Here is a 23,315-nt window from a genome sequence, read left to right on the forward strand (position 1 = left end):
ATACTTATGGCTAAGTAAAGATCAATGGACAAAAAATTAACTAAAAATAAAAAACCACTGGCAGACAAAGAGGATAAAAAAACACCTCCTGTTAAAGATCTTACTAAAAATAAGAGTAGGAGAGATTTTATAACATTAACTACATGCGCTATGGCAGGTATAGGAGCTGCAAGCGGACTTTGGCCACTGGTTAAATCTATGAATCCTTCTGCTGAAGTTCTAGCAACTTCCACAGTGGAGGTGAATTTGTCTGGAATTCAGGAAGGACACGGAGTAAAAGTAAAGTGGCAAGGTAAACCAGTATTCATTCGTAGACGCACAAAGCAAGAAATTGAGGCTGCAAGAGCTGTGAATGTGAAGAGCTTGAGGGATCCTCAATTAGATGAGCAGAGAGTATACGAAGGAAAAGACGAATGGTTAATTATGCTTGGAATATGTACACATCTTGGGTGTGTACCGGTTGACCACGCTACAAGAGATGGTAATGGTTGGTTCTGTCCTTGCCACGGTTCATATTATGATATATCAGGTCGAGTAATTGGGGGTCCTGCACCGAAAAATATGGCTGTACCTGATTATTTTTTTCCCAGTGAGAATGTTGTGGTAATTGGCAAGAAGGCTTAACGAATATAAATAAACTCGTTAAAAAAAACTCACAGGATCAACATCTATTATCACTGCAATACTCGAATTCAAGTTACAATTTTTAATCCAATATTTCAGCTTTTTTTGTATGGATAGACTATGCTTATTGTGTATTTTTAATAATACCCTATACCGATACTTATTATTTAAAAAATTTATCGCTGCTGGTGATGGGCCAAGAATTTCAAATTCCTTTTTGTCTACACCTACATTTTTTTCCTGGATACAAATAGTTGAGCTACTTGAATGACAGAGAAGAGATTTTACTATTTCATTCGCTGCTTTTTGTGTTGCAATCTGATTCTTACCACAGATTATAAGCGCTATTAATCTGCTAAATGGTGGCATTTTGGCTTCGCGTCTTGACTTAAGTTCGATTTCATAAAATGAGTCTCTTTTTTGATGCAGCAATGCTTTTATTATTGAACTTTCAGGATTATTGGTTTGCACTATTACCATTCCTTTTTCATTAAACCTTCCTGATCTGCCTGCAACTTGGTGCAATAATTGATACGTCTTTTCCGCTGCTCTCAAATCAGAATTTTCGAGACTCAAATCTGCATTCATTACTCCAACCAAAGTTAATTTGGGAAAATTGTGCCCTTTAGCAATTATTTGTGTGCCGATTATAATGTTCACCTCTTCTTTCAATATCAAGTCAATTACGTTACTAACCGACTTCTGATCGCTGCTTATCATCGCAGTTTTTGCGTTTGGTATTAATTTCACCATTTCTTCAAGCAACCTTTCAATTCCTATGCCGTAGAGGGACAATGGCTGTTCACTTTGGCAATTAGAGCATTTCTCTGGAAGTTTTAATTGATAAGAGCAATGATGGCACAAAAGAGCATTTTTTTTCTTGTGATATGTAAGCCAAACAGCACAATTTAAGCAGGAAATTTTATATCCACACTTTTTACAAATTGCCAGTTGTGCATACCCTCTGCGGTTTAGAAAAAGCATAACCTGCTGTTTTTTCTCTATGGTTTGTTTGATGCTTTCAAAAAGCTCAGAGGAGATCCATTGCTTGTTGTTCCTCATATCTACTACTTTAATGAGTGGCAATTCTGCACCACCAAATCGTTTAGTTAGCTTTACATGATTGTAATTCCCGTTTTTAACATGATGAATCGTTTCAAGCAGTGGAGTAGCTGATGATAAAATAATCGGAATATTTTCAAATTTGGCTAAGATTATCGCCATATCTCGAGCATTATATATAATTCCCTGTTCTTGTTTAAAAGATGAGTCGTGCTCTTCATCAACGATAATCAATTTTAGGTTTTTATAAGGCAAAAAAAGCGCTGACCGTGCACCAATAATTATCTGCGCATTTCCATTTGCTATATTGAGCCAATTATTCCGGCGAGTTTTTGGAGTGAGCCCTGAGTGCCATTCAACTAAGTTTTTTGATATCTGACCGCGAACACGATTTACCAATTGTGAAGTTAAAACAATTTCAGGTAGGAGGATTAAAATTTGTGTATTACCTTCTCCTGATGTCATTTCAACATATTCTGGTGTCATACTAGTACGTGGCAAAGACGGTATGCTAAATGTTACAGTGGGTTTTGCCTTGAGTATAAAGGTGTCATTCCAGTGCTTGACACTGGAATCCAGGAATTTTGATTGTAAATTAGGTATTGGTTTTAAGTTAAAATAAACATTTGTAATGAGGTTATATGAAAAACTGGATCCCAGTGTCAGGCTACTCGGATGACACCCTCTTGGTAGACCCAAATCACAATGTTCGTACAGTTGTGTCTCTGGGCACTGGGATGGTAAAGTCTGAGCAGCATTTGGAACGGCAGTGTAATTCTTAATCAATTGTGCAATCACAGAGAGATAAACTTCCGTTTTTCCAGATCCTGTCTCACCGTCAAGCAAAGTCACTGAATACTCGTTCAAATTGCTGATTATTTTATCACTAGCTATCTGCTGTTCAGGGCTTAATTGGCAACTTATTTCACTTGTTTCCTGCTTTTGTTCAACACAAACCAATTTATCTATGTGATTTACTTTTAACACTCCTCCCATTATCACTTTGGCAAGCATACCAATAGGTATTAAATTGTATTGTGCAACCCACTCTGCAAATGCAATCAATTTTGGTCTAATATTTGGTAAATCGATTTTTTGCTCAATAAATTTTAATTCTCGGTTACTTTTATCACTGTATTTCCAAACTATTCCGATTAAGCGTTTTTTGCCAAATGGCACCACTACGTAATCTCCAAGTAAAATCTCAGTATTTTCCTCAATTGCATATGAAAATAACTGATCAATTGGAAGTGGTAGTAATACGTCAACTGTTTTTGCCATAGTGATTGAGTTTAACATTGTTTTAAAGAGCTTGTAACTTTATTAAGCTTGGCAATATAGATGAATCGGTACAGAGAAAATCTTAACGTTTAACACATTTTTCATAGTACAGACCGTATGATTGATAAATAAAATGATTTATAGAATTTGTGGAGGCTACCAATGGTCAACGACAAGATTACTTTGAACTTTGAAATAGAAAAAGGCGAACCTATAGATCGATACTACTTTTCTGCACATATAAAGCTTACAGATGAAAGCAAAAATCTTTTGCGCGAGAAGCTTGGCAGTACAATTCAATTCGATAATCTAGATGATCACTTCAATCTTAACCATGAGAATTTTTATATCTACTACAACAAATATAGTGAGCACAATGGTAGAAGTGAGCTACACGTTAGGGATGATAACGGTAAATATTTAACCTCCAATCTTCCACTTAATTACTATGGATTCTCAATGGAACTATCACCTGACGGAGCGTCAATTGCAGATTATGGTTTTTATCCTCTGTATGCAATCTATAACCCAAATCACTATGATAAAGCAAAGGAAAAAGTATTTGATGATCACGGTGAATTGTCACCAATTGCATCAAATGTGTTAGATAATTTTTTAAGCAACACAAATAGCTTAACCACACAAGATATATTACAAAATGTATTCTCACAACTGCAGAAGAAAGCTGATGAAGAAGCAGAAAGATTGGCAAGAGAGAGAGAAGCAGAAAGACAAAGGGAGGAAGAGTTAAATGAAAAGAACGAGGAGTTAAAAGAACTTGTAGAAAAGGATGAGATTAAAATATTCAAAGTGGTAAAAGGTAATGATTTAGGTAATGGGCATTCAGCAGTAGTTTTACAACTTGATGGGGAAGAAGGTGACAAGATACCTCTCGACTCTAGTAAATACTACATAGCAGAGTATAGACACCACCCAGAATGGGAAGGCGATGAATATTTAAATTTTGTTAGCCCTGATAGTGATATGCTGGTTAATTATGAAAACTTATTTTTTGTGCTCAATCAAATCTCCTACTCAGACTTTGAAAGTGGGTTTTATTCAGAAAACAGAACCGATCCCCATAATTATGCTAAATATTCAAAGGAACCATATTTGAGTGGTGACCAGCTATCTGAAAAATTATCTAATGAATTGGAGGAAGATAGCAATCAGATAGGTACTGAATTTACAATTGATGATGAGCAAGTAGACGAAGAAGTTGTGGTAGAGAGTGAAGCCAAGTCTGGGGAGAAAGGAACGGTTGGTGAGGATAACGCAAAAAATACTATACAGGAAGAAGAATCTAACTATATAGATCAAATGCAAGCGGATGATAGCAGCAGTTATAAACCAGCTTTGCAAAGCAATCGTGATGATTATGCTGATACGAAAAAAGCTCTGCAGGAAAAATTGCATGGAGATGAAATACACAAGCAAAGTAATGAGAAAGCTCAAAAAGATATAGAAGTAAAAAAAGTAACTGTGGAAACTGACAGTAGCAGTAATAAGACTGAAAAACAAACAAAACCAACAGAAGATGAACAAGAAACTGTTATGGCAAGTGTGATAGAAAATATGGATAAAAATTCTGATATTGAAGCAGAAACTTCTAACAGTGTTGCAAATTCACAACATCCCTTAAAAATAAAGACAGGAAGTCCTCTTGAAGTGGGAAAGTATAAGGTGGAGCTGCAAGTGACATATGATGATGTAAAGAATTTTTATGATACCGTACGTGGTAAATATCATGCTGGCGATGGATATAACTACGAACAAGTAATGGTTTTATATAATGAAATTGTTAGGCCCGCTCACAATCATCATTACGAGCTGTTTACTCTTGATGAAGCACATGTTGCTAATGATCACCTGTTTATCAAGGGTCAGGATTTTGGAACTCTAAATGATTTTAATGAGATGTTCTATAAAAGTGATGAGTTAATGTGATGTAAAAAGCAAGATTCAATCTGGTGAACGAGAGTTAACTGACAGAGGAGATTGACACGTATGCCTTTATCTTTAAGATTGTTTATCAAGTATAGACATCAGCTCGCCCCATTCTCTTTTACCAATATTACTTTCTTCTCTAGTAACGTTTTCCCCTTTAATTAATTTGCGAATTATTTCTAGACCAGTTCTTGAAATACAGGCTGATTCTAGGCAATATTCAACAAAGGCATTGTAGGCCAGTGGAACCCATTTTTTTATTATATCCAGCATAACTTCTGCATAAACTCTGATTTCATATTGGGCATGCTTATCAGCTCTAAGCTTCAAAAAATGAAGGAGATTATGCAGATCTATTTTCCAATAAAATTGCGTGTAGTAATTAAGCATTAGGTTAGTTCTGGCAATTTCTCTTGCAAGCCCCTGCTCAATAAATTTTTCATAATGAGAATATACTAAATTAGAGTCATTTATTAGAGAATCTATTATTTCCTTTGAGGTATCTGGATCAAAAGCTTCCCCGCTACCTTGTTTATTATTGTCAGATTGTTTTGCAACTTGTTCTGGTTTAGGTGTATAAAATTCATTATCAAGTATTGAATACCTTGCTGAATATTCATTCACATTTGCAGTTCTATGCCTTATCCATTGCCTTGCAACAAAAATTGGAAGTTTCACGTGAAACTTAATTTCACACATTTCAAATGGAGTTGTATGATGATGTCTCATTAAATACTTTATAAGTGCTTCATCCTGACTTATCTGTTTTGTTCCCTTGCCATAAGAAACACGAGCAGCTTGAACTATAGCGCTATCAGAGCCCATATAATCCACTACTCGAATAAATCCATGGTCTAATACCTTATGTTCTTCATATAAGATTGCATCTATTTCTTTTACTATAGTTCGTTTGGTTGCTTCATTCATAAAATATCCTCAAGACGAAATGGAGATATCAGCTCCACATGAATTGAGTTTTTCATGCATTGCTTCATATCCTCTCCATAAATGATGTGAATTGTTTATTATAGTTTCTCCACCGGCTACCAAAGAAGCAAGCACCAAAGCTGCTGTTGATCTTAAGTCAGTAGCATATAGATTAGCTCCAGATAAGCTTTTTATTCCACTTATAGTAGCTTTGCTTTTCTCGATGCTGATATTAGCACCTAACTTTCTCAATTCATCTGCATGTGTAAATCTGTTTTCAAAAATGTTCTCTTCAATTACTGATATCCCATCAGCGATGCACATTGCAGACATCAGTTGTGGTTGCATATCACTGGGAAAATTGGGATATGGATCTGTCGCAACGTTAGCAGACTTAATAGAGCCATTTTTTCTGGAAATAACAATGCCTCCATCATACAGTTCAACCATAGCTCCTATAGTCTCCAACTCATTTGTAATACACCTTATATCAGATAGATTTATTCCTTCCAACTCCAACTTACCACCGGTTATTATAGCAGCTAGTGCATAGGTGCCTGCTTCTATGCGATCTGGTATTATTTTATGAACACATCCATTTAGTGCTTCAACTCCTGTTATTATGACCTTTGTATTATCAATTTCAATATCAGCACCCATTTTCTTCAGAAAATCTATTAAATCAAGAACTTCCGGCTCAGTTGCAGCATTGTTTATTGTTGTCACTCCTTCTGCAAATGTTGCTGCCATTATTACATTTTCTGTTGCGCCAACACTTATTTTCTCAAATGTGATTTCTTTTCCTTGTAGCTTTCCTTTCACTGTTGCAATTATATTATAGCCGTCAATTTCAATTTTAGCTCCCATTTCTTCTAATGCTTTAATATGCATATCAACGGGACGCTTTCCAATGTTGCATCCACCAGGAAATGCTGTTCTCGCTTTGCCAAATCTGCTAAGCATTGGACCCAATATTAGAAAAGAAGTTCTTAGCTTACTTGCGGTTTTATATGGCATCACGTGATTGTTGATATTGCTGCAGTCAATTTTCAAAGTATGGTTCGCTTTATAATTTTTATTGTGCATAAAGTTCACTTCTGCTCCAAGACTTTCAAGCAACTTAGACATTAGATGCACATCAATTAAATCAGGTACATTATGCAAAATTACCGGGGAGCTACTTAATAGACTTGCTGCCATTATTGGTAAAACAGCATTTTTTGAGCCATTAATCTTGATTTTTCCGACCAAAGGTTTGTAGTTATTTCTTATTAATATCTTGTGCATTTAATTAGATATAAAGTATAATTCATTAGTTTATTGAAGTCTTACTAAGTATAATAGATTGACCGTAAAAGGCAAAATTTGCTTTTTCTTCCTCATCATCCCAGTGTCATGCTACCTGCATGACACCTGATGCGAATTGCCCCCGAAATTTTATACTATGAATTACTCAAATGACGCTCTCGAGCTTTATCAAACCAAATAACACCAATTGCAACAATGAAATAACCAGCTGCTCCTAATGTAAGGCGAATTACTGCATCGAAAGTTGACAGAGGAGGAGACGGCATTAGAATGCTCAAAACACTATACACAAGATTATTTGTTGCATGAGCAATAGTTACTGGCCAAATCGAGTTGTCTTTTTCAAACAACCAGGTAAACATTATAGACATTGCACAAATATAAAGGGTATAAGCACAAATAGTCGGGAATGTAAACCATCCTTCCACAAAGCTGAGCCAGCAACCACATAAGTTGGTATGTGCCATACTGACCAAATAATACCGACAATAATTGCTCTGATATAAAAATTTGATATTTTGCTTTTAAGATTTTTCAAAAGATAGCCACGCCAACCGATCTCTTCACCAAGAGACATAATGATCCACATCACAAAGGTTGATAATAAAACAAATAACATCACTAATGGACTCAAAACTGCACTCAAATCCTTTACACGGTCTAACGTAAAAGACTCTCGGAAAAATGAAAAACCGCAATAAATTGACAAAAGACCATTGGAAATTAGCATACTTACCAGAATAAGTATAAACCCTAATAGACAGTTTTTTGGCGAACTAAGTTTAAAAAGATCCCTTACCTTCTGTTTATTATAAATGGTTAGCAAAATTGCAACTGAAGCCGGAACAAATGTTGTTAATAATGTTATGTCTTTGAAAGGTAAGCACCAAGCTATAATGCACGTCAAAAAATATGTAATTACAACAAATAATGTACAATTAATAGTGGTTAAATTCATGCATACGCCCATCAATTCCTTTTCTGCATTATTGATCTTTATTCATAAATTGTCAATAAAATACTTCTTCAGGGATGAATAGAATATTTTTTCTTTTTGAATTGCTATTGATAGTTTAATTTTTATATGTATTCCCTTTCACAACCGTTTGTCATCCCAGTGTCACGTGCTGGGATGACAGTAGGAGAGCTGCTTGCATGACAAGAGGAGGGTACTGGAATGACAAGAGGAAGACACTGGGGTGACATCAACTAAACTTGTCCAAATATGAGCGATGCATTAGTGCCACCAAAACCAAACGAATTAGAAAGTGCATATTGAATTTTATGCTCCTGAGCTTTAAACGGTACAAAATTTAAATCACATCCTTCTGAAGGCTTGTGTAAATTTAAGGTTGGCGGAATAATTCCATTATTTAACGCAAGAATACTGAATATTGCTTCAACGCTCCCTGCAGCACCAAGTAAATGTCCTATAGAAGATTTAGTTGAAGAAACAGGTATTTTATAAACGTAGTCACCGAATAACTGTTTCATTGCTATTACTTCAATTTTATCTCCAAGTGGCGTTGAAGTTCCATGTGCATTGATATACCCTACTTGATTGGGATTAATTTGTGCGCTCTTTAAAGCAAGCTGCATTGCCTTAAATGCGCCTCTTCCTTCTGGATGTGGTGCTGTAATGTGGTGCGCATCTCCTGTGAGTCCGTACCCAACCAGTTCAGCATGTATTTTTGCCCCCCTTTTTTTCGCATGTTCGTATTCCTCCAGCACCAATATACCTGCTCCTTCACCCATAACAAAACCATCGCGTTCTTCATCCCATGGCCTTGAAGCTTCTTCCGGTTTATCGTTAAATTTAGTTGATAACGCCTTCATAGATGCAAAACCTGCAATTCCAACTCTACACAGTGCACTTTCTGCTCCACCTGCAATCATAACATCCGCTTCACCAAGTTTTATAGTTCTTGCTGAGTTTATGATTGCATGCGCACCTGTTGCACATGCGGTTACTGCTGAATCGTTTGGACCTGTAAATTCGTATTTAATAGAAATATGGCCAGATATCAAATTTATTAGACTTGCAGGGACAAAAAATGGACTGACACGTCTGGGCCCTTTTTCCTGCATGGTAATAACATTTTCCTGAATTGACGGAAGACCACCTATACCAGAGCCAATAGTCACACCAACACGTTCCCGATTGATATTTTGGCTTTCCAAAATTAATGAATCATCTACTGCCTGAATAGCTGCTGCAATACCGTAATGGATAAAACGATCTGTCCTTTTTGAGTCTTTCTCAGAAATATAATCTAGTGGATTGAAATGGTGCTCAATGTTGTCTGATTGCAACGGCACCTGCCCTGCAATTTTGCAAGCAAGATCAGAAGAGTCAAATCTATCCGTATTGATTGCTTTTATGCCAGACTCACTTTTTATTAGCCTTGACCAAGTGTTGTCAACATCTGCCGCTAGTGGAGTGATTAAACCAACACCAGTGACTACTACTCTTCTGCTCATTTAACACTAACTATTAGCCTTTTTTATTATTAATGTACTCAACTATTTGCTCCATAGTTTCCATTTTTTGTGCGTCTTCATCTGGAATTTCTATTCCAAACTCTTCTTCTGCTGCCATGATGATTTCAACTGCATCTAAGCTGTCTGTACCATGCTCCGAAAGCTTTGAAGAGCTGTTGAATTTCTCTACATCCTTACTAATATGCTCTAGTATAATCTTTTTCACTTTTTCTTCTATGTCTTCTCTAGTGCTCTTTGCTAGTTCGCTATTCACATTTCTTACCAAAAAAATAACCTATTCTTTGATGTTATAAAAAATTTTTATGTTTGCAATATCTTTTATAACTGGTAAACTACAGTAAAGTTTTCTACTGCCCTAGCTGGCTAGCGTTACGTGCTAAACAATTAACAATTCAAAAATGCTAGACGAAACAACAAAAAATTTGCTTATTGTAGAAGTAAATAAACTCTTACCCGAAAATAGCGAGAATAAGCTTATATCAGCTATGCGTTATATACTCCTTGCTCCTGCAAAACATATACGCTCCTTTTTAGTCGTAGCTTCATCGCGAGTGTTTAACGCGGAAGCTAAAAAAGTAATATCAGTTGCTGCAGCAATTGAATTTGTTCATGCTTACTCTCTAATTCACGATGATTTACCGTGCATGGACAACAGTGATACTCGCAGAAGCCAGCTAAGCTGCCATAAAAAATTTGATGAAGCAACAGCAGTGCTTGCCGGAGATGCACTACTTACTCTGGCTTTTGAGGTATTATCTTCGTTAAATGAGAAACGCTGTGAGATCATAAAAGTTCTTTCTCAGGCAATAGGAATTAGGGGAATGGTGGGAGGACAGGCTTTAGATATTAACAGTGAGCATATAGATTTTAGCCCCCAACCCTCTGTCATTCAAGTAGCGGACACTGGGATCCAGAAGGCTTTGCCTACAAGCATTTCGTGCAAAAAGCCATGCGATAGTGGAGCTGAACATGAAATGGATTCCAGTGTCAGCTACTTGCATGACACCCTTTCTACCTTAAAACTACAACATTCGTACGGCTGTATGTATGACGCTGGAATGACGTCGGGCCAAGCTGATAAAATAAAAGAAATTCATTTGATGAAAACCGCAAAACTATTTGCAGCTTCATGTGAAATAGGTGCTATAATAGGGGGTGCTACAGACAAGCAACGTAAAGCGTTATATAACTATGGAATAAATCTAGGGCTTATCTTTCAAGCTAAGGATGATATTGAAGACTACGAACAAGATAAAACAAATAATCTTATGTCTGTGCTTGGTAAAAGTGAAGTAGAGGACTATATAGACGGCCTCTTTAAACAAGGCTTGGATAATTTGAGTGCGCTTTCAGGGGATACTAATTATTTATATGATTTATTGAATCAAGTAAAGAAAGATGGTTAGAAAAATTATATTACAAATGCTTATTTCCGTAGTAATGATTCTCACTTTAACTTCTGCTTTTGTGTTTACTATTGTCTATATAAACAAAGGTAAACCGGAAAAAAAGGACAAGCTTTATGAGATAAATGCCACGCATGGTGGTTTGATACAGACGATAGCACATTACCTAGTGAAGCCAATACTTGAATCAGCACTTGACCGCTATATTGAAAAGCATGGGCTGACAGAATATTTAGAAGAAATAACGCAGCAAAAGGAAGAAGATTCAATAAATTTTTATGAAATTACTGAAGGCAGTGGCAGCAAGGCTTTTTGTGGCCTGGAAGTCCTATTGCAAATATATAAAATTTCTAATAATAACTCAGCAACACTCCCTAGCAAAGTTTCTGATGTTACTTTGAAAATAGGTCAAGATGACCTAAAAGAAGTGAGTTTAGGGGTAATAGGTATGAAAGAAGGCGGAGAGCGTGTAGTTACTATTGCCAATGAGAACAAAATGAATTTTAATTCTTATTACGTCAAACTGATCGAAGTAAAGGATAAATATCCCGACTCAGTAAATAATCTGATGGTTTTTAATGACTTAATTAACAAGACTGGAAAACAAGTAAGGTGCGGTGATGAGATATCGGTTAAATATAGCGTAAAGGAGCATAATGGGGAATATATAGTCAAAGATCAAACAGTGCAATTTAGGGTTGGCGATAAAAAAATACCACTTGCTATAGAGCTTGGAGTTGTGGGAATGAGAGCTGGTAATAAAAGAACTATTCTTTCTCCGCCTGACCTTTTGACTATTACTGACGATATGTTAATAAAAGACATAGATTATGATGAAGAAAATATCTCAATAATTGACTTAAGCTTAGATGTTAAGCAAGAGGTCGCAGCACACCATTCTACTGTTGAAAAACAGCCTAAAGAATATAGCTGAAATTTTAGGTCTACTGGCTAATCTTCTGAACACTCTCTATACTACTTAAAGTAGGCTTTTCGTTTTTCCTAAAGTATAAACTTAGATAAATCAAGCTGCTTCGAAATTGACTCAAGTTTATCTTTTACATACTTGCTGTCTATAATGAATTTTTCGCTATTTTTCTCAGAAGCAATGAAACTTATTTCATCTAAAAGCTTCTCCATGACAGTGTGAAGCCTTCTTGCGCCTATATTTTCCACTTGCCTATTAACTGTAAACGCTATTTCAGCTATGGTTTTTATACCATCATCAGTGAACTCAAGTGTCACATTTTCTGTTTTCATTAAAGCTATGTACTGCTTTAACAAACTAGATTCTGGTTCCTTTAATATTCTTATTAAATCCTCTTGAGTAAGTGCCTTAAGTTCTACCCTGATCGGTAATCTGCCCTGCAATTCCGGTAAGAGGTCAGATGGTTTAGACTGATGAAAAGCACCAGATGCAATAAATAATATATAGTCTGTTTTTACATGGCCATACTTAGTTGTAACAGTTGTTCCTTCAAGTAATGGTAACAGATCGCGTTGCACTCCTTCTCTGTTTACTTCACCTTTTACTTCTGTACGCGCTGCAATTTTGTCTATTTCATCCAAAAATACTATACCGTCATTACTAACAAGATCAATGGCTTCTTTGATTATCTTATCTTCATCCATTAGCCTTTCACTTTCTTCATTAATTAATATTTCACGCGCTTCTTTTACCTTCACCGTAATAGTTTTTGTTTTTTTGCTCCCGTTAAACATCTTGCCCATTATTTCTGTTACATTCATCACACCAACTTGCCCACCTGGCATGCCTGGTATATCGAAAGTAGGTAACATACTCTTGCTCTCTCTGACGTTAATAGAAACTTCTCCGTCCTCAAACTCTTTATTCCTCAACCTTTCTCTAAAATTTTTTTTACTCTCTTCGGTTGCATTTTCGCCTACCATAGAGTTTACTATTGTTTTCTCAGCTAAAATTAAAGCCTTTTTAGCTAAGGCTTTACGGGCTTTCTCTTTAACTAAAACTATTGCTGCATCAACTAAATCGCGTATTATCGAATCAACGTCACGTCCAACGTACCCTATTTCAGTAAACTTCGTTGCCTCAATTTTTATGAACGGTGCACCGGCAAGTTTTGCTAAGCGACGAGCTATTTCAGTTTTACCAACCCCTGTATGACCGATCATCAATATATTCTTAGGTATGATTTCATCACGCAATGGAAATGGAACCTGATTGCGACGCCAACGATTTCTGAGCGCAATAGCAACAGCACGCTTTGCATCATCCTGTCCGATTATGAATCTGTCCAATTCTTTAACTATCTTCTGTGGTGGCAGGTCATCTAACAAAACTTGAGTGCTGTCATTAACTTGAACATCGCTGTCATTTGAATCAAAACCACTCTTAGTATCTTTATAGAGGTTATCTTTTTCATCGTAGGTGTCACTACTACAAGACCGCCCTTCTGAAAGGGTTATGGGCTGATTGGAAAAATTGGTGCATAAAGTTTTTTGCTTGGAAGACATATCACTCCTCTATCTTTTCAATAACTACATTATGATTTGTATAAACACATATATCGCCAGCTATCTTCATAGCCTTTTTCGCAATTTCCTCTATTGATATTCCTTTAATGTCAATTAAAGCTCTTGCTGCAGATAGAGCAAAATTTCCCCCAGAGCCAATAGCTGCGACTCCATCTTCAGGTTCAAGAACATCACCTGTTCCCGTAATTACTAATGAAATAGATTTATCTGCAACGATCATCATAGCTTCTAATTTCCTCAGATATTTATCCATTCTCCAGTCTTTTGCAAGTTCAACACATGCTCTCATTAATTGCCCTGGGTGCTTGTCAAGTTTAGATTCTAATCTTTCAAAAAGAGTAAATGCGTCGGCTGTTGCCCCGGCAAATCCAGCAATTACGGAATCACCAGAAAGACGCCTAACTTTTTTTGCTCCAGATTTTATAACAGTGTGGCCCAGTGAAACTTGTCCGTCACCTATTACTACTACACTTTTATCTTTTCTAATTGATAATATAGTAGTGCCATACATTTTATTGTTATCGTGTTGAATCATTTTTCTATCACTTTAAATAAGAATCTCATTATACTTTAATCTTTAGTCAAATTTACTAAATATGTTCAACTATAGCTTATAATATAATACCTTCCTTATAACATTTAAAGTGCAGATGCAAAACATAATTCACCCAGACTTGGAAAAAAGTATAAATAATTGGTTCGAAGCAAAATTTAATGGCCTTACATCGCCATTTTATAGCTCTATAGATCTTAGAAACTCTGGCTATAAAATCGTTCCAGTAGACGCTAATTTATTTCCTGCGGGGTTCAATAACTTAAGTGAAGAATCAAGAACGATGGCAGCAAGATTGATAAAAAGCTATTTTAAAAGACATCAATACAAAAAGGTTCTTATAATACCGGAAAATTATACACGCAATAAAATGTATATAGAAAACGTATTTGTTATAGAGAAAATACTACAACTCGCAGGTTTTGAGACTAGAATTGGCCTTTTATATAATGAAGTATACAATTTAATAGAACAGTATGAAACTGTTGTGAAAGAAAACTCTCTGCTAAAGACAACTTCAGGATTTGTGCCTGATGTTATTATACTGAACCGTGATATGACGAGCCACATTCCAGACACGCTGAAAGACGTAAAGCAAGATATAGTACCAAGCCCACTATACGGTTGGCATAGCAGGCAGAAATTTAAGTATTTTGAAATCTATCAAGAATTAGCATCTGAGTTTTGTGGCAAATTTAAAATAGACCCATGGCTAATTTCTGTGCTTACAGAGAGCTGTGATGGAGTTGATTTTGATGATGATTTGTCACTAGGAGCAGTAGCAACTAAAGTTGACCAAATATTATCTCTAGTGCAAAAAAAATACGAAGAATATAAAATAAAAACACAACCTTACGTTTTTATCAAAGCAAGCAATGGCACATATGGGATGGGCATTATAACAGCAACAAGTGGAGAGGAAATATTAAACCTCAATAAAAAAAAGCGTCATAAAATGAAAAAGATAAAAGAAGGAATAGCAATCAATAGCGTTATTATACAAGAAGGTGTACCAACCATTGACATGTTTAAAAGCAGTTCTGCAGAACCGCTAATATACTATATAGGAGATACTTCAACATGTTACTTATACCGATGTAATAGCAGAAAAGATGTATATTCTAGCTTGAATGCCACTGACTGTGAGTTTCATGATGTTAGCCAGGTTGTAGAAGGTAAAATTCTATCACTTTGGAGTATTGTTAGCAAATTAGCAGTACTAGCGTTGGCAGTAGAAATAAAATCTTTTCATCCCTAATTCTTATACCTCTACAGTGCTGTCATTAGAATGACCGTTTATATTATGAACATCATCAAGTTCAGTGGAAGGATCATCATTGACAGGTTGATTAAACAACTTATCAAGTTGAACTGCAAGAAATACTGCACTATATATTATGCTGACTGTTACGCTTAAGTTGAAATTATAGATTATACCACTACCCAAGTTTATTGGTATAGTTGGAGTTTCTATCCTTCTTAATATGAAGTTTAATAAACCTAACGACAAAGTTAATGTGCTGATAATAAGGTCCTTCTTACACTTAGCAGACTTTTCAGGATCCTTATTATCCAGATATTTCTTGCATGTATAATAATAGCTTATAGGTTCTGAAATGAACAAAAATAGGATCGTTGATGTTGAACTAATATAACTTGTTACATCTGCATTACCTCTAGCCAAAAAATGGATGACTTTCAACATCATCAATGCTTCTATGGTGCTGCTTGCAAGGTTAGCCGATTTACCCAAAATTTTTGCTAATTCTTTTTTACCCTTAGGGTCTTTATAATCTTTTACCAAATCCCGTAAGATAAATGCAGAATGGGCAATGTATAGGGTAGATGTCGGAAATTTCACCCATCGGGCAACATTCTTTATAAAGGAGATATTGGATCTATTATTGTCAATGAACTCGCAGCAAAATTGCAGTGAAATCTTACACAATAGGGCTGTTAAACCTGTTGTGATGCAGATTACCTTTCTGATATCATGATTATAAGCATCATGTACCTTTTGTGCGGGCGTGTTAGATTTCTTTTTTAGCTTGTTTAGCATAAAATAGTTAATAAAATAATAAATTTCTGTTATTCTATCACATAAAATCCTAAAAGAAAAGCCCTATGAATCAGGACTTTAAGGGAGATTTATGCACAAATCGGCTAAGCATTTTATAAACAAGGGATCGGTACTGAGAGTTGGCACACGAAAGTAATATCCATCCTTGATAATTGCTTTATATTCTATATCAAGTTCAACTAGAGTTTCTGAATGCTCAGAAACAAAAGATATAGGTGATAGAACTACAGGTACACCATCAGCTTTTGCGCGTAATAGCTCACTTTCAGTGCTTGGCTCTAGCCATTTTACAGGACCAATCTTACTCTGATAACATATTGACCAATCTAAGTTATTGATAGCTAACTTTTCTACTATTAACTCTACGCTTCTTTCTACCTGTGAAGCGTAAGGGTCGCCCTTTTTAATGATACTAAGAGGTAAGCTATGGGCTGAAAATAGGACTCTTGGTTTACCGATTTTGCTAGCCAATTTATAGTACTTAGCTATCAGATTAGCGTGAGCTTCAATAAAATCTTGGTTATCATAATAACGGTGAATCATTTTTGTATTGCATTTTAGGCCATACCGTTTAGCATTTTTTTGCCAATTCTCGATGGATGACAGAGTTGTGGTAGTTGAATATTGTGGATACAGTGGCAACAGAATTACTTCGTCAGGATCAAATTGTTTTACACTTTTAACAACTTCGTCGGCAAAAGGGTGCCAGTAGCGCATGCAGATGAATACCTTGTATACATGGTTTCTATCTTCATTTAATTTTAGTTCTAAAGCATTAACTTGTGCTTTCGTATTATCCAAAATCGGCGATTTGCCTCCGATTTGCTCATATATTTCTCGTGCAGTATTTTCTCGTTTCGCAGATATAAACTTTGCTAAAAGAAACCGAAAGGGATTCGGTAGATTGATTATTCTCCTGTCATAAAAAAGGTTGAATAAAAAAGGAAGAACCGCATTCAATGAATTAGGTCCGCCAAGGTTAAATAGGATAACTGCCTTTTTCACCTACGCACTACTACAACAAGTTACTTTTGGGGTGCCTATAAAATTAGCTACACACTCATCAAATTTAGTTATGGGCACTAAATTTCTTACACTTGCATACAATAAATGACCTGATCTCTGCAGGTTACTCTTGGTAGATGTGAAGCTCCAATCGAAAAATGTATCGACAAAAAGACTTGGTACCGTTTCAAGAAGTTCAACAGCAGCTAAAGATAGCATTATACAACTTTGCAGGACATTCAGAAGAACCTTGAGGGGAAAAAGTAAAACTTTAACGAAAAGAGAGGTGCTATTTGTTTCATCCAGTAGTCGCCCTGAGTTAGGCGAATTATACTCGGTGTGTTTTCTATTTTGATCAAAGATAGGAAATTTTATAGTATCTTTCTTAAATTCCGCGTCTATTTCTTTTCTACTATGGTTAGTGATTTTTTCCATTAACTTCTCACGCAGATGAAAAGTTCTGACAATAAAACATGTGGCAATCATTAAGGAAGCACATAAAAGTGCGCATTGCATGAGGCTCATACTGCCTAGCATAGCTGGCAGTGCAAAACAAACAAGCGGTGCTATGATTGTCATTTCAAGAAATGGAATAGTGTTTCTTTTCATTGCAAAAGCAGCACCTTTTTTTAATTCTGTATTATGATGTAAGCTATATTCCAAAAAGCTTAAAAAGGCCAAATTAAAAGTTAAAAATCCTTTTGTTCCACAAAAAAGTGATGACTTAAAGTTACTTACTAATTTTTTAGTAGTAGATTTAGCTTGTTTTTTAGTGGTAGGCTCAGCTTGTTTAGTAGTGTTATTTTTACAACATTCACCCATACAATACCTCCTTGATGGTTTATTCTTAACTATAAATAAAAAACTGCTTTTATCAAATCAAAATTTACAATAAAATAAATCTATAAATATACTATTTTATATAAGGAAATAATATGGCAATTGAGAGAACACTTTCGATATTAAAACCTGATGCAGTAAAAAATAATATTACAGGCAATATAAATTCCTACATCGAACAATCTGGGCTGAAAATCACAGCACAAAAAATGATGTTACTAACAAAAAAACAAGCAGAGCTGTTTTATGAAATTCATAAAGATAGGCCTTTTTTTGGGGAATTAGTAGAGTTTATGACCTCTGGTTCTGTGGTAGTTCAAGTTTTAGTTGGTGAAAATGCAGTAAGTAAATACAGACAAATCATGGGAGCTACCAATCCAAAGCAGGCAGATAAAGGCACAATCAGGGGTGATTTTGCTGATGATATTAGTGAAAATAGAGTCCACGGCTCGGATAGTCTAGAAAATGCTCGTAAGGAGATAGCTTTCTTTTTTGCTGAATGTGAGTTGGTGTAGTTAACTCAGATTGGCGTCATCCAAGTAGCTGACAACATAGAAACGAAAAAACTTGCTTGACACCCTCCGCCAGCCCCCTTATCATGAAAATGAAGCTATTGTATTTGCTTTCGCCAATCTGCAGATTAAAAGGTAAGGATTACTTAATGTATCGGCGTCTTATGTTCAATTTTTTGCAGTATATAGATACTGTATGTCTTTACAAAGCTTCATCTACATCTAGGTTTTTATCTAAATAAGCTGAACGCGCTTATAAAGCGTTACAAGACATCAAAAAATGCCAATACTCGACAGAGATAGTAAAAGACTAGCTAACTCGGGGATTCTTTGTCTTTTTTTCTGCTTAGTAAATTTCTTAAACATTTGCAGCGTAAGTTAGTTGCAATTAAAAGCGGCTGAATCTCGCTTGTCAAGCGTTTAAAACATAAAAAACGCCAATATTTTAAAGCGGATAATAACCCCAGGGCTTCTTTTGCCTTTTTTTTCATTTGGTAAATTTCTTAATATTTATAGCTAAAGTAATTTAAAAGTCCGTGAAGGGTGTCATGCCAGTGCTTGACACTGGCATCCAGTTTTCCATATAATCTCATCAAAAATGTTTATTTTCTAGCTACTTTTATACTTATCAACCCAGTATGCTTACTTACAATTAAAATTTCTGGATCCCAGTGTCTGGGCACTGGGATGACAGCTAGCCTGACAACCGTCATCCCGCTACTTGTTAGCGGGATCTAGAGATACCGAGAATGAATCGCGGTATGACGTAGGACTGCTGTCATTCCAGTCTGGAATCTAGTTCTTATTGTACATTTACTTGGTAGAGTTAAATTTCCTGGATCCAAGTAGTCGGCTACTCGGATGACAGGAGAAGGTACTGCCGTCATAAAGGAACCAGTGTCAGCTACTTGGATGATACCTTTTTTCTACTTAGTTTGGGTTATGCAAGAAGTCTATTATAATCAGGCTTTAAGTGTGCGGAAGTAATTTTTTTCGTTAAAGTAAAAAATTTTTTCTATAGCTGATCAAAGTGGGATCAAGAGAAACTTACCACTTTCTTTACAAAGGGTTTGATGTTACCATTTGACTGCCTATTCTGAATTTATTGAATGAACGTTAACATAAAAAATCTAGTTCATGCTTTCTCTAAATTGCCAAGTTTAGGGCCATCATCATCACGCAGGTTAGTTATACATTTACTCCAAAACAAAGAAAAAGTTATGCTACCACTTGCATCTTTGATTAAAGAGCTAGCAGATCTTATAATAGAGTGTGAAGTTTGCGGAAATCTAGATACTAAGTCACCTTGTTCTATTTGTACTAACCCAAAACGTGAAACTAAGTTACTGTGTGTAGTAGAAGAATTAGGTGATCTATGGGCGTTTGAAAAAGGAAATATATATTCAGGTTTATACCATGTTTTGGGTGGCAGATTGTCTGCAATAAATGGCATAGGTCCAAAAGAACTCAACCTTGACACTATTCTGAAAAGAGTGACAGAGTCTAAAATTGAAGAGATAATTATCGCAATTAATCCGACATTAGAGGGTCAAGTTACTGCACAATATATAATTGAATTGCTAAAAAATTTGGATGTGAAAATATCACGTCTTGCTTGCGGCATACCAATGGGCGGAGAAATTGACTATCTTGATGAAGGAACGCTGAGGATAGCACTTACTTCAAGACAAGAATATGAGTTAAATATAAAATAAGACATGTGCTTAAAAAAACTTATATCGCTAATAACATTCAAAAAGAAAGAAATAGCGCCACCACTTAAAGTGGTGGCTTGGGAAAATGACCGTCTAAACTATAAGCAATTTTCAGGTAAATTTAACAATATAATTAAAACAATTGATCAGTCTTTTACAATAATATCTTTGGAAGGATATGATGGATGGGGCAAGACGTTTTTTTTGAAAGAATGGGTAAAAGAGTTAAAACAGCAAAATGAAATTGCAGCTTATTATAGTGCATGGGATATCAATGCATTGGACCAACCACTGCCTTCTTTTTTAAATTTCCTATTTGAAGATTTATTTGTATCGTATAAAGTAAAAAGAAGTGTTATACAACAGTTCAAGAACATAAACCAAGAGCTATTTTCTCTAAACACACTAGGAAAGCTGATCAGTAAATCTCCACTTGCTATGCTTTCAGTATTTCTTGATGCTGCAAAAGAGGCTGATAAAAAAGACATAGGTTTTGTCTTGAGTGAATTAAGTCTTCTCCAAAGAAGAAAAGAGAGTACTAGAGATTTTAAAACACAGTTAGCGGATGTGGTTCATAAAATCAGAAAAGACAAAAACATTTATATAATGGTGGATAATCTTGATGTGTGCCGTCCTAAATTCGTTGTCGATTTTTTGGAATCTATAAAGTATATGCTTGATGTGGAGGGGCTGGTTTTCATTATTTCTGTAAGTAAAGATAAGAGTAATGTACAAAGAGCAATCAGCACAATACTTGGACCAAATTTTGACCTAAAATCTTTTACTGATCTCTCTTTACATTTGCCAAAACAACCGATAGAAAAATTTACAAAAGAACTATTTGAAAATATTAAATTACCGAAAAAGTCAAAAAATTTGATTGTAGATAGTTTTATATTTTATGCAGAAAGCCTGTCACTATCGTTAAAAACAATAGAATACTGCGTAAAAAAAATAAAGCTGTGTCTTCTGAATCACACAAGAGAAGAATTACCTGATCCGAATTTGTTTTCATTTTTGGTAAGAGGTTGTCCGGAAACAAGTAAAAGGCTATAATATCTGAAATTTTAGTACGGGGTAAAGATGAGAAAAAAGTATCCAACAGATCTAAGCGAAAGGGAATGGGCAAGAATAGAAAAACACTTCAGAGTATCATACAAGAAAGGAGGAAGGCCGCCAAAGTATAGCAAAAAAGAAATATTAGAAGCAATTTTCTATGTATTGCGTACAGGGTGTCAATGGCGGTATTTACCAAATGATTTTCCGCTATGGAAGACTGTGTATGAGCAGTTCAGGCAATGGAAGAAGCAGGGAATTTTTGAGAAAATGAATTATGAAATTACAAAATATAGTAGAAGAAAAATAGGAAGGAATGAGCAGCCGAGTGCCTGTATAGTAGATAGTCAATCTGTAAAGACTACAGAAAAGGGGGGATCAAAGGCTATGATGGAAGTAAAAAAGTAAAGGGTAGAAAAAGGCATATAATTACAGACACTCAGGGTTTTATACTAGGTTGTTACGTAGGCGCTGCTAACGAAAATGATAGAGATGGTATTAAAATAGCATTAAACAATATGAGAACAAAATATACTAAAGTTAAAAAAATGTGGGCTGACATGGGATACCAAGGAAGAAATTTAAAGAATCACATAAAGGAAGAATATGACATAGATATTGAAATTGTTAAAAGGCCTCCATGTAGATTTTGGGTGCACAAAGATACGCCACCTGAGCTACTACCAACAAGAGAACAAGGGTTTAAAGTACAGCCAAGAAGATGGGTTGTAGAAAGGACTTTTGCTTGGGTTAATAGGAATAGAAGGCTATCGAAGGAGTATGATTTACTCACAACATCCACTGAGAATTTCATATACCTAGCTATGAGTAGGGTTATGTTAAAGAGGGAATATGCTTGAATTTACTAGTTTCCGGACAACCTCTAATACTGCAATCGATAAATATTGATATATATGAGGAATTAGGTTTTTCATATCAAAGAGCATTGGAAAAAATTGAAAATGAATATAAATCTTTAGTTCTAAATGGTCAAGAAGAATGGGAAAAACTTAAAACCTCTCTAGAAACTGCTTTTGCAGAGAGGGAGTCAAAAATTAACAAAGCTATAAAGGATATACTATTTTGAAAAGATACCCTACCTTTACATATACAAAGATAGGGTAACATTTGATTAACGCCCTTTTACTATGTCATTACCTTGTTCAAACTTTCTGATTAATTCGCTTACATTGACATTAGATAATTTTTTACCTGCAGATTTGTCATTATGTGAAGCATCAGGTTTACGAAGGTCTTCCTTACTGTTACTCCTAGTAATATTACATCTAACAATGTTTGAATTATTAGACTTATCGCTTACATCTGAAATATTGCTTTTTTCACTACATGAAGACGAATTACTCGACATATTGCCTAAGCTAAAGAGCTTTTTACCTTGATAGATTGGATTCCAATCAAGTGGATTATAAGTTTTTTTGCTAGTCTCAACCTTTTGGTTATTTTGCTGTTTAGGAGAAAAACCAAGTTTTTCTCTTTCTTTCTTGCTTAGCGTTTTGAGAAATTTTACGGTTTCTAATTCATCAGTTGCTTGTACTTTATGTAAATCAAAGCTTTTTTGATGGTTATCCTGCTTAACATTTTCCATCATTTTATCTTTTATTGTTCTATCCTCATCATCAGAAGTGCTGCTACTAATATCACTGATACCACTATCCCCTGAATTGCGGCGTTGTTTGTTAGGAGTGCTATGAATGTTGTCTTCCATGAGTTTTTGCATTGTTGGGCCAAATGTTCTTCCAAGATTGCTACTCACTGTTTTATTACTATCATTTGCTTGAGAATGAGGTACATTTCGCTCAAAAATTGCTTTTATTCCAGTAAATTTAGCTTGGGAAGATTTCGGAGGAACAGGTGGGGCAACCATGCCTTTTGAGTTAATCTTTCCTTCATTTTGAGGAAAAATTTTTGGATTATTTTTTTCTACTGTAGTATTCATTTTTTTACCTCTAAACCTATTAACTA

22 protein-coding genes and 2 pseudogenes are annotated in these 23,315 nt (G+C 35.4%); 11 read left to right on the forward strand and 13 right to left on the reverse strand.

The features are described from left to right. The first annotated feature begins 24 nt into the window (after positions 1–24). Positions 25–624, forward strand: a complete 600-nt coding sequence (gene petA / locus OOK90_RS05505) for a ubiquinol-cytochrome c reductase iron-sulfur subunit (RefSeq protein WP_264705845.1) — start codon at positions 25–27, stop codon at positions 622–624. 18 nt (positions 625–642) lie between these two features. On the opposite strand, the gene priA is transcribed toward petA, so the two are convergent. Beyond that, a complete protein-coding gene (priA, locus tag OOK90_RS05510; protein WP_209472365.1) occupies positions 643–2,985 on the reverse strand; it encodes a replication restart helicase PriA in 2,343 nt (780 codons plus the stop codon). A 144-nt stretch (positions 2,986–3,129) separates the two neighbouring features. Here priA and OOK90_RS05515 point away from each other — a divergent pair, with 144 nt between their 5' ends. Further along, positions 3,130–4,914, forward strand: a complete 1,785-nt coding sequence (locus tag OOK90_RS05515; protein ID WP_264705846.1) for a hypothetical protein — start codon at positions 3,130–3,132, stop codon at positions 4,912–4,914. A gap of 72 nt (positions 4,915–4,986) precedes the next feature. Here the strand turns inward: OOK90_RS05515 and thyX are convergent, their stop codons facing one another. The 3 genes and pseudogenes from thyX to OOK90_RS06775 all read right to left on the reverse strand — a co-directional run bounded on the left by thyX (position 4,987) and on the right by OOK90_RS06775 (position 8,056). Continuing rightward, the gene (gene thyX / locus OOK90_RS05520) at positions 4,987–5,841 is read right to left on the reverse strand and encodes an FAD-dependent thymidylate synthase (RefSeq protein WP_010082033.1); all 855 of its coding nucleotides are present in this window, start codon (positions 5,839–5,841) and stop codon (positions 4,987–4,989) included. A gap of 9 nt (positions 5,842–5,850) precedes the next feature. After that, complete coding sequence (gene murA / locus OOK90_RS05525) at positions 5,851–7,128, reverse strand: UDP-N-acetylglucosamine 1-carboxyvinyltransferase (protein WP_006279833.1); 1,278 nt, start codon at positions 7,126–7,128, stop codon at positions 5,851–5,853. A gap of 155 nt (positions 7,129–7,283) precedes the next feature. Further along, positions 7,284–8,056 (reverse strand): annotated as a pseudogene (locus OOK90_RS06775) (lysostaphin resistance A-like protein). Between OOK90_RS06775 and OOK90_RS05540 the strand changes: the two are divergent. Further along, positions 7,965–8,189, forward strand: coding sequence for a hypothetical protein (locus OOK90_RS05540; protein ID WP_010082031.1), 225 nt, complete (start codon positions 7,965–7,967; stop codon positions 8,187–8,189). The pseudogene OOK90_RS06775 and the gene OOK90_RS05540 sit on opposite strands and share 92 nt — an antisense overlap. 40 nt (positions 8,190–8,229) lie before the next feature. Here the strand turns inward: OOK90_RS05540 and OOK90_RS05545 are convergent, their stop codons facing one another. Genes OOK90_RS05545 through acpP form a run of 3 tightly spaced genes read right to left on the reverse strand, consistent with a single transcriptional unit; the run spans position 8,230 to position 9,904 of the window. Then, the gene (locus tag OOK90_RS05545) at positions 8,230–8,355 is read right to left on the reverse strand and encodes a hypothetical protein (protein ID WP_255322260.1); all 126 of its coding nucleotides are present in this window, start codon (positions 8,353–8,355) and stop codon (positions 8,230–8,232) included. A gap of 3 nt (positions 8,356–8,358) precedes the next feature. Beyond that, positions 8,359–9,630, reverse strand: a complete 1,272-nt coding sequence (gene fabF / locus OOK90_RS05550; protein WP_010082030.1) for a beta-ketoacyl-ACP synthase II — start codon at positions 9,628–9,630, stop codon at positions 8,359–8,361. A 13-nt stretch (positions 9,631–9,643) separates the two neighbouring features. Then, on the reverse strand, positions 9,644–9,904 hold the full coding sequence (acpP, locus tag OOK90_RS05555) for an acyl carrier protein (protein WP_006279836.1): 261 nt from the start codon (positions 9,902–9,904) through the stop codon (positions 9,644–9,646). A 145-nt stretch (positions 9,905–10,049) separates the two neighbouring features. On the opposite strand from acpP, the gene OOK90_RS06645 reads away from it, so the two are divergent. Both OOK90_RS06645 and OOK90_RS05565 read left to right on the forward strand, forming a co-directional pair. Further along, positions 10,050–11,057, forward strand: a complete 1,008-nt coding sequence (locus OOK90_RS06645) for a polyprenyl synthetase family protein (protein WP_010082029.1) — start codon at positions 10,050–10,052, stop codon at positions 11,055–11,057. Further along, positions 11,050–11,991 carry an FKBP-type peptidyl-prolyl cis-trans isomerase gene (locus tag OOK90_RS05565; RefSeq protein WP_010963087.1) on the forward strand — a complete coding sequence of 314 codons (942 nt, stop codon included), beginning with the start codon at positions 11,050–11,052 and terminating at the stop codon, positions 11,989–11,991. The genes OOK90_RS06645 and OOK90_RS05565 overlap by 8 nt, the downstream gene beginning before the upstream one ends. Positions 11,992–12,059: 68 nt before the next feature. Here OOK90_RS05565 and hslU read toward each other — a convergent pair whose 3' ends face one another. Both hslU and hslV read right to left on the reverse strand, forming a co-directional pair. After that, positions 12,060–13,550, reverse strand: coding sequence for an ATP-dependent protease ATPase subunit HslU (gene hslU / locus OOK90_RS05570; protein WP_264705848.1), 1,491 nt, complete (start codon positions 13,548–13,550; stop codon positions 12,060–12,062). 1 nt (position 13,551) lies between these two features. Continuing rightward, positions 13,552–14,106 (reverse strand): ATP-dependent protease subunit HslV, encoded by a 555-nt coding sequence (gene hslV, locus OOK90_RS05575; RefSeq protein WP_006280198.1) that lies wholly within the window; start codon positions 14,104–14,106, stop codon positions 13,552–13,554. Positions 14,107–14,221: 115 nt separating this feature from the next. On the opposite strand from hslV, the gene gshA reads away from it, so the two are divergent. Next, on the forward strand, positions 14,222–15,382 hold the full coding sequence (gene gshA, locus OOK90_RS05580; protein ID WP_010963085.1) for a glutamate--cysteine ligase: 1,161 nt from the start codon (positions 14,222–14,224) through the stop codon (positions 15,380–15,382). Positions 15,383–15,385: 3 nt separating this feature from the next. On the opposite strand, the gene OOK90_RS05585 is transcribed toward gshA, so the two are convergent. The 3 genes from OOK90_RS05585 to OOK90_RS05595 form a co-directional block, all read right to left on the reverse strand. Then, entirely contained in the window at positions 15,386–16,183 is a 798-nt protein-coding gene (locus tag OOK90_RS05585) for a hypothetical protein (RefSeq protein WP_209472377.1), read from the reverse strand. Positions 16,184–16,261: 78 nt separating this feature from the next. Further along, positions 16,262–17,209, reverse strand: a complete 948-nt coding sequence (gene hemH / locus OOK90_RS05590) for a ferrochelatase (RefSeq protein WP_264705849.1) — start codon at positions 17,207–17,209, stop codon at positions 16,262–16,264. Continuing rightward, the gene (locus tag OOK90_RS05595) at positions 17,210–18,031 is read right to left on the reverse strand and encodes a hypothetical protein (RefSeq protein ID WP_209472381.1); all 822 of its coding nucleotides are present in this window, start codon (positions 18,029–18,031) and stop codon (positions 17,210–17,212) included. Between the two features lie 113 nt (positions 18,032–18,144). On the opposite strand from OOK90_RS05595, the gene ndk reads away from it, so the two are divergent. The 5 genes and pseudogenes from ndk to OOK90_RS05620 all read left to right on the forward strand — a co-directional run bounded on the left by ndk (position 18,145) and on the right by OOK90_RS05620 (position 22,419). After that, on the forward strand, positions 18,145–18,564 hold the full coding sequence (ndk, locus tag OOK90_RS05600) for a nucleoside-diphosphate kinase (protein WP_209472382.1): 420 nt from the start codon (positions 18,145–18,147) through the stop codon (positions 18,562–18,564). 1,106 nt (positions 18,565–19,670) lie between these two features. After that, a complete protein-coding gene (gene recR, locus OOK90_RS05605) occupies positions 19,671–20,276 on the forward strand; it encodes a recombination mediator RecR (RefSeq protein WP_264705850.1) in 606 nt (201 codons plus the stop codon). 3 nt (positions 20,277–20,279) lie between these two features. Then, positions 20,280–21,332, forward strand: coding sequence for a KAP family P-loop NTPase fold protein (locus OOK90_RS05610; protein ID WP_264705851.1), 1,053 nt, complete (start codon positions 20,280–20,282; stop codon positions 21,330–21,332). A gap of 27 nt (positions 21,333–21,359) precedes the next feature. Continuing rightward, positions 21,360–22,192: pseudogene (locus OOK90_RS05615) on the forward strand (IS5 family transposase). Then, positions 22,189–22,419, forward strand: coding sequence for a hypothetical protein (locus OOK90_RS05620; protein ID WP_264705852.1), 231 nt, complete (start codon positions 22,189–22,191; stop codon positions 22,417–22,419). The pseudogene OOK90_RS05615 and the gene OOK90_RS05620 overlap by 4 nt, the downstream one beginning before the upstream one ends. Before the next feature lie 45 nt (positions 22,420–22,464). On the opposite strand, the gene OOK90_RS05625 is transcribed toward OOK90_RS05620, so the two are convergent. Continuing rightward, positions 22,465–23,289 carry a hypothetical protein gene (locus OOK90_RS05625; RefSeq protein ID WP_209472386.1) on the reverse strand — a complete coding sequence of 275 codons (825 nt, stop codon included), beginning with the start codon at positions 23,287–23,289 and terminating at the stop codon, positions 22,465–22,467. Positions 23,290–23,315 lie beyond the last annotated feature (26 nt).

This window comes from Wolbachia endosymbiont (group A) of Ancistrocerus nigricornis (assembly GCF_947250785.1).
Taxonomy (GTDB): domain Bacteria; phylum Pseudomonadota; class Alphaproteobacteria; order Rickettsiales; family Anaplasmataceae; genus Wolbachia; species Wolbachia pipientis.

Bases quoted from the DNA above. Each gene is read 5' to 3' on its own strand.
- petA (WP_264705845.1), top strand. From the start codon at position 25: ATGGACAAAAAATTAACTAAAAATAAAAAACCACTGGCAGACAAAGAG.
- priA (WP_209472365.1), bottom strand. From the start codon at position 2,985: ATGTTAAACTCAATCACTATGGCAAAAACAGTTGACGTATTACTACCA.
- OOK90_RS05515 (WP_264705846.1), top strand. From the start codon at position 3,130: ATGGTCAACGACAAGATTACTTTGAACTTTGAAATAGAAAAAGGCGAA.
- thyX (WP_010082033.1), bottom strand. From the start codon at position 5,841: ATGAATGAAGCAACCAAACGAACTATAGTAAAAGAAATAGATGCAATC.
- murA (WP_006279833.1), bottom strand. From the start codon at position 7,128: ATGCACAAGATATTAATAAGAAATAACTACAAACCTTTGGTCGGAAAA.
- OOK90_RS05540 (WP_010082031.1), top strand. From the start codon at position 7,965: ATGGTTAGCAAAATTGCAACTGAAGCCGGAACAAATGTTGTTAATAAT.
- OOK90_RS05545 (WP_255322260.1), bottom strand. From the start codon at position 8,355: ATGTCACCCCAGTGTCTTCCTCTTGTCATTCCAGTACCCTCCTCTTGT.
- fabF (WP_010082030.1), bottom strand. From the start codon at position 9,630: ATGAGCAGAAGAGTAGTAGTCACTGGTGTTGGTTTAATCACTCCACTA.
- OOK90_RS06645 (WP_010082029.1), top strand. From the start codon at position 10,050: ATGCTAGACGAAACAACAAAAAATTTGCTTATTGTAGAAGTAAATAAA.
- OOK90_RS05565 (WP_010963087.1), top strand. From the start codon at position 11,050: ATGGTTAGAAAAATTATATTACAAATGCTTATTTCCGTAGTAATGATT.
- hslU (WP_264705848.1), bottom strand. From the start codon at position 13,550: ATGTCTTCCAAGCAAAAAACTTTATGCACCAATTTTTCCAATCAGCCC.
- hslV (WP_006280198.1), bottom strand. From the start codon at position 14,106: ATGATTCAACACGATAACAATAAAATGTATGGCACTACTATATTATCA.
- gshA (WP_010963085.1), top strand. From the start codon at position 14,222: ATGCAAAACATAATTCACCCAGACTTGGAAAAAAGTATAAATAATTGG.
- OOK90_RS05585 (WP_209472377.1), bottom strand. From the start codon at position 16,183: ATGCTAAACAAGCTAAAAAAGAAATCTAACACGCCCGCACAAAAGGTA.
- OOK90_RS05595 (WP_209472381.1), bottom strand. From the start codon at position 18,031: ATGGGTGAATGTTGTAAAAATAACACTACTAAACAAGCTGAGCCTACC.
- ndk (WP_209472382.1), top strand. From the start codon at position 18,145: ATGGCAATTGAGAGAACACTTTCGATATTAAAACCTGATGCAGTAAAA.
- recR (WP_264705850.1), top strand. From the start codon at position 19,671: ATGAACGTTAACATAAAAAATCTAGTTCATGCTTTCTCTAAATTGCCA.
- OOK90_RS05610 (WP_264705851.1), top strand. From the start codon at position 20,280: ATGTGCTTAAAAAAACTTATATCGCTAATAACATTCAAAAAGAAAGAA.
- OOK90_RS05625 (WP_209472386.1), bottom strand. From the start codon at position 23,289: ATGAATACTACAGTAGAAAAAAATAATCCAAAAATTTTTCCTCAAAAT.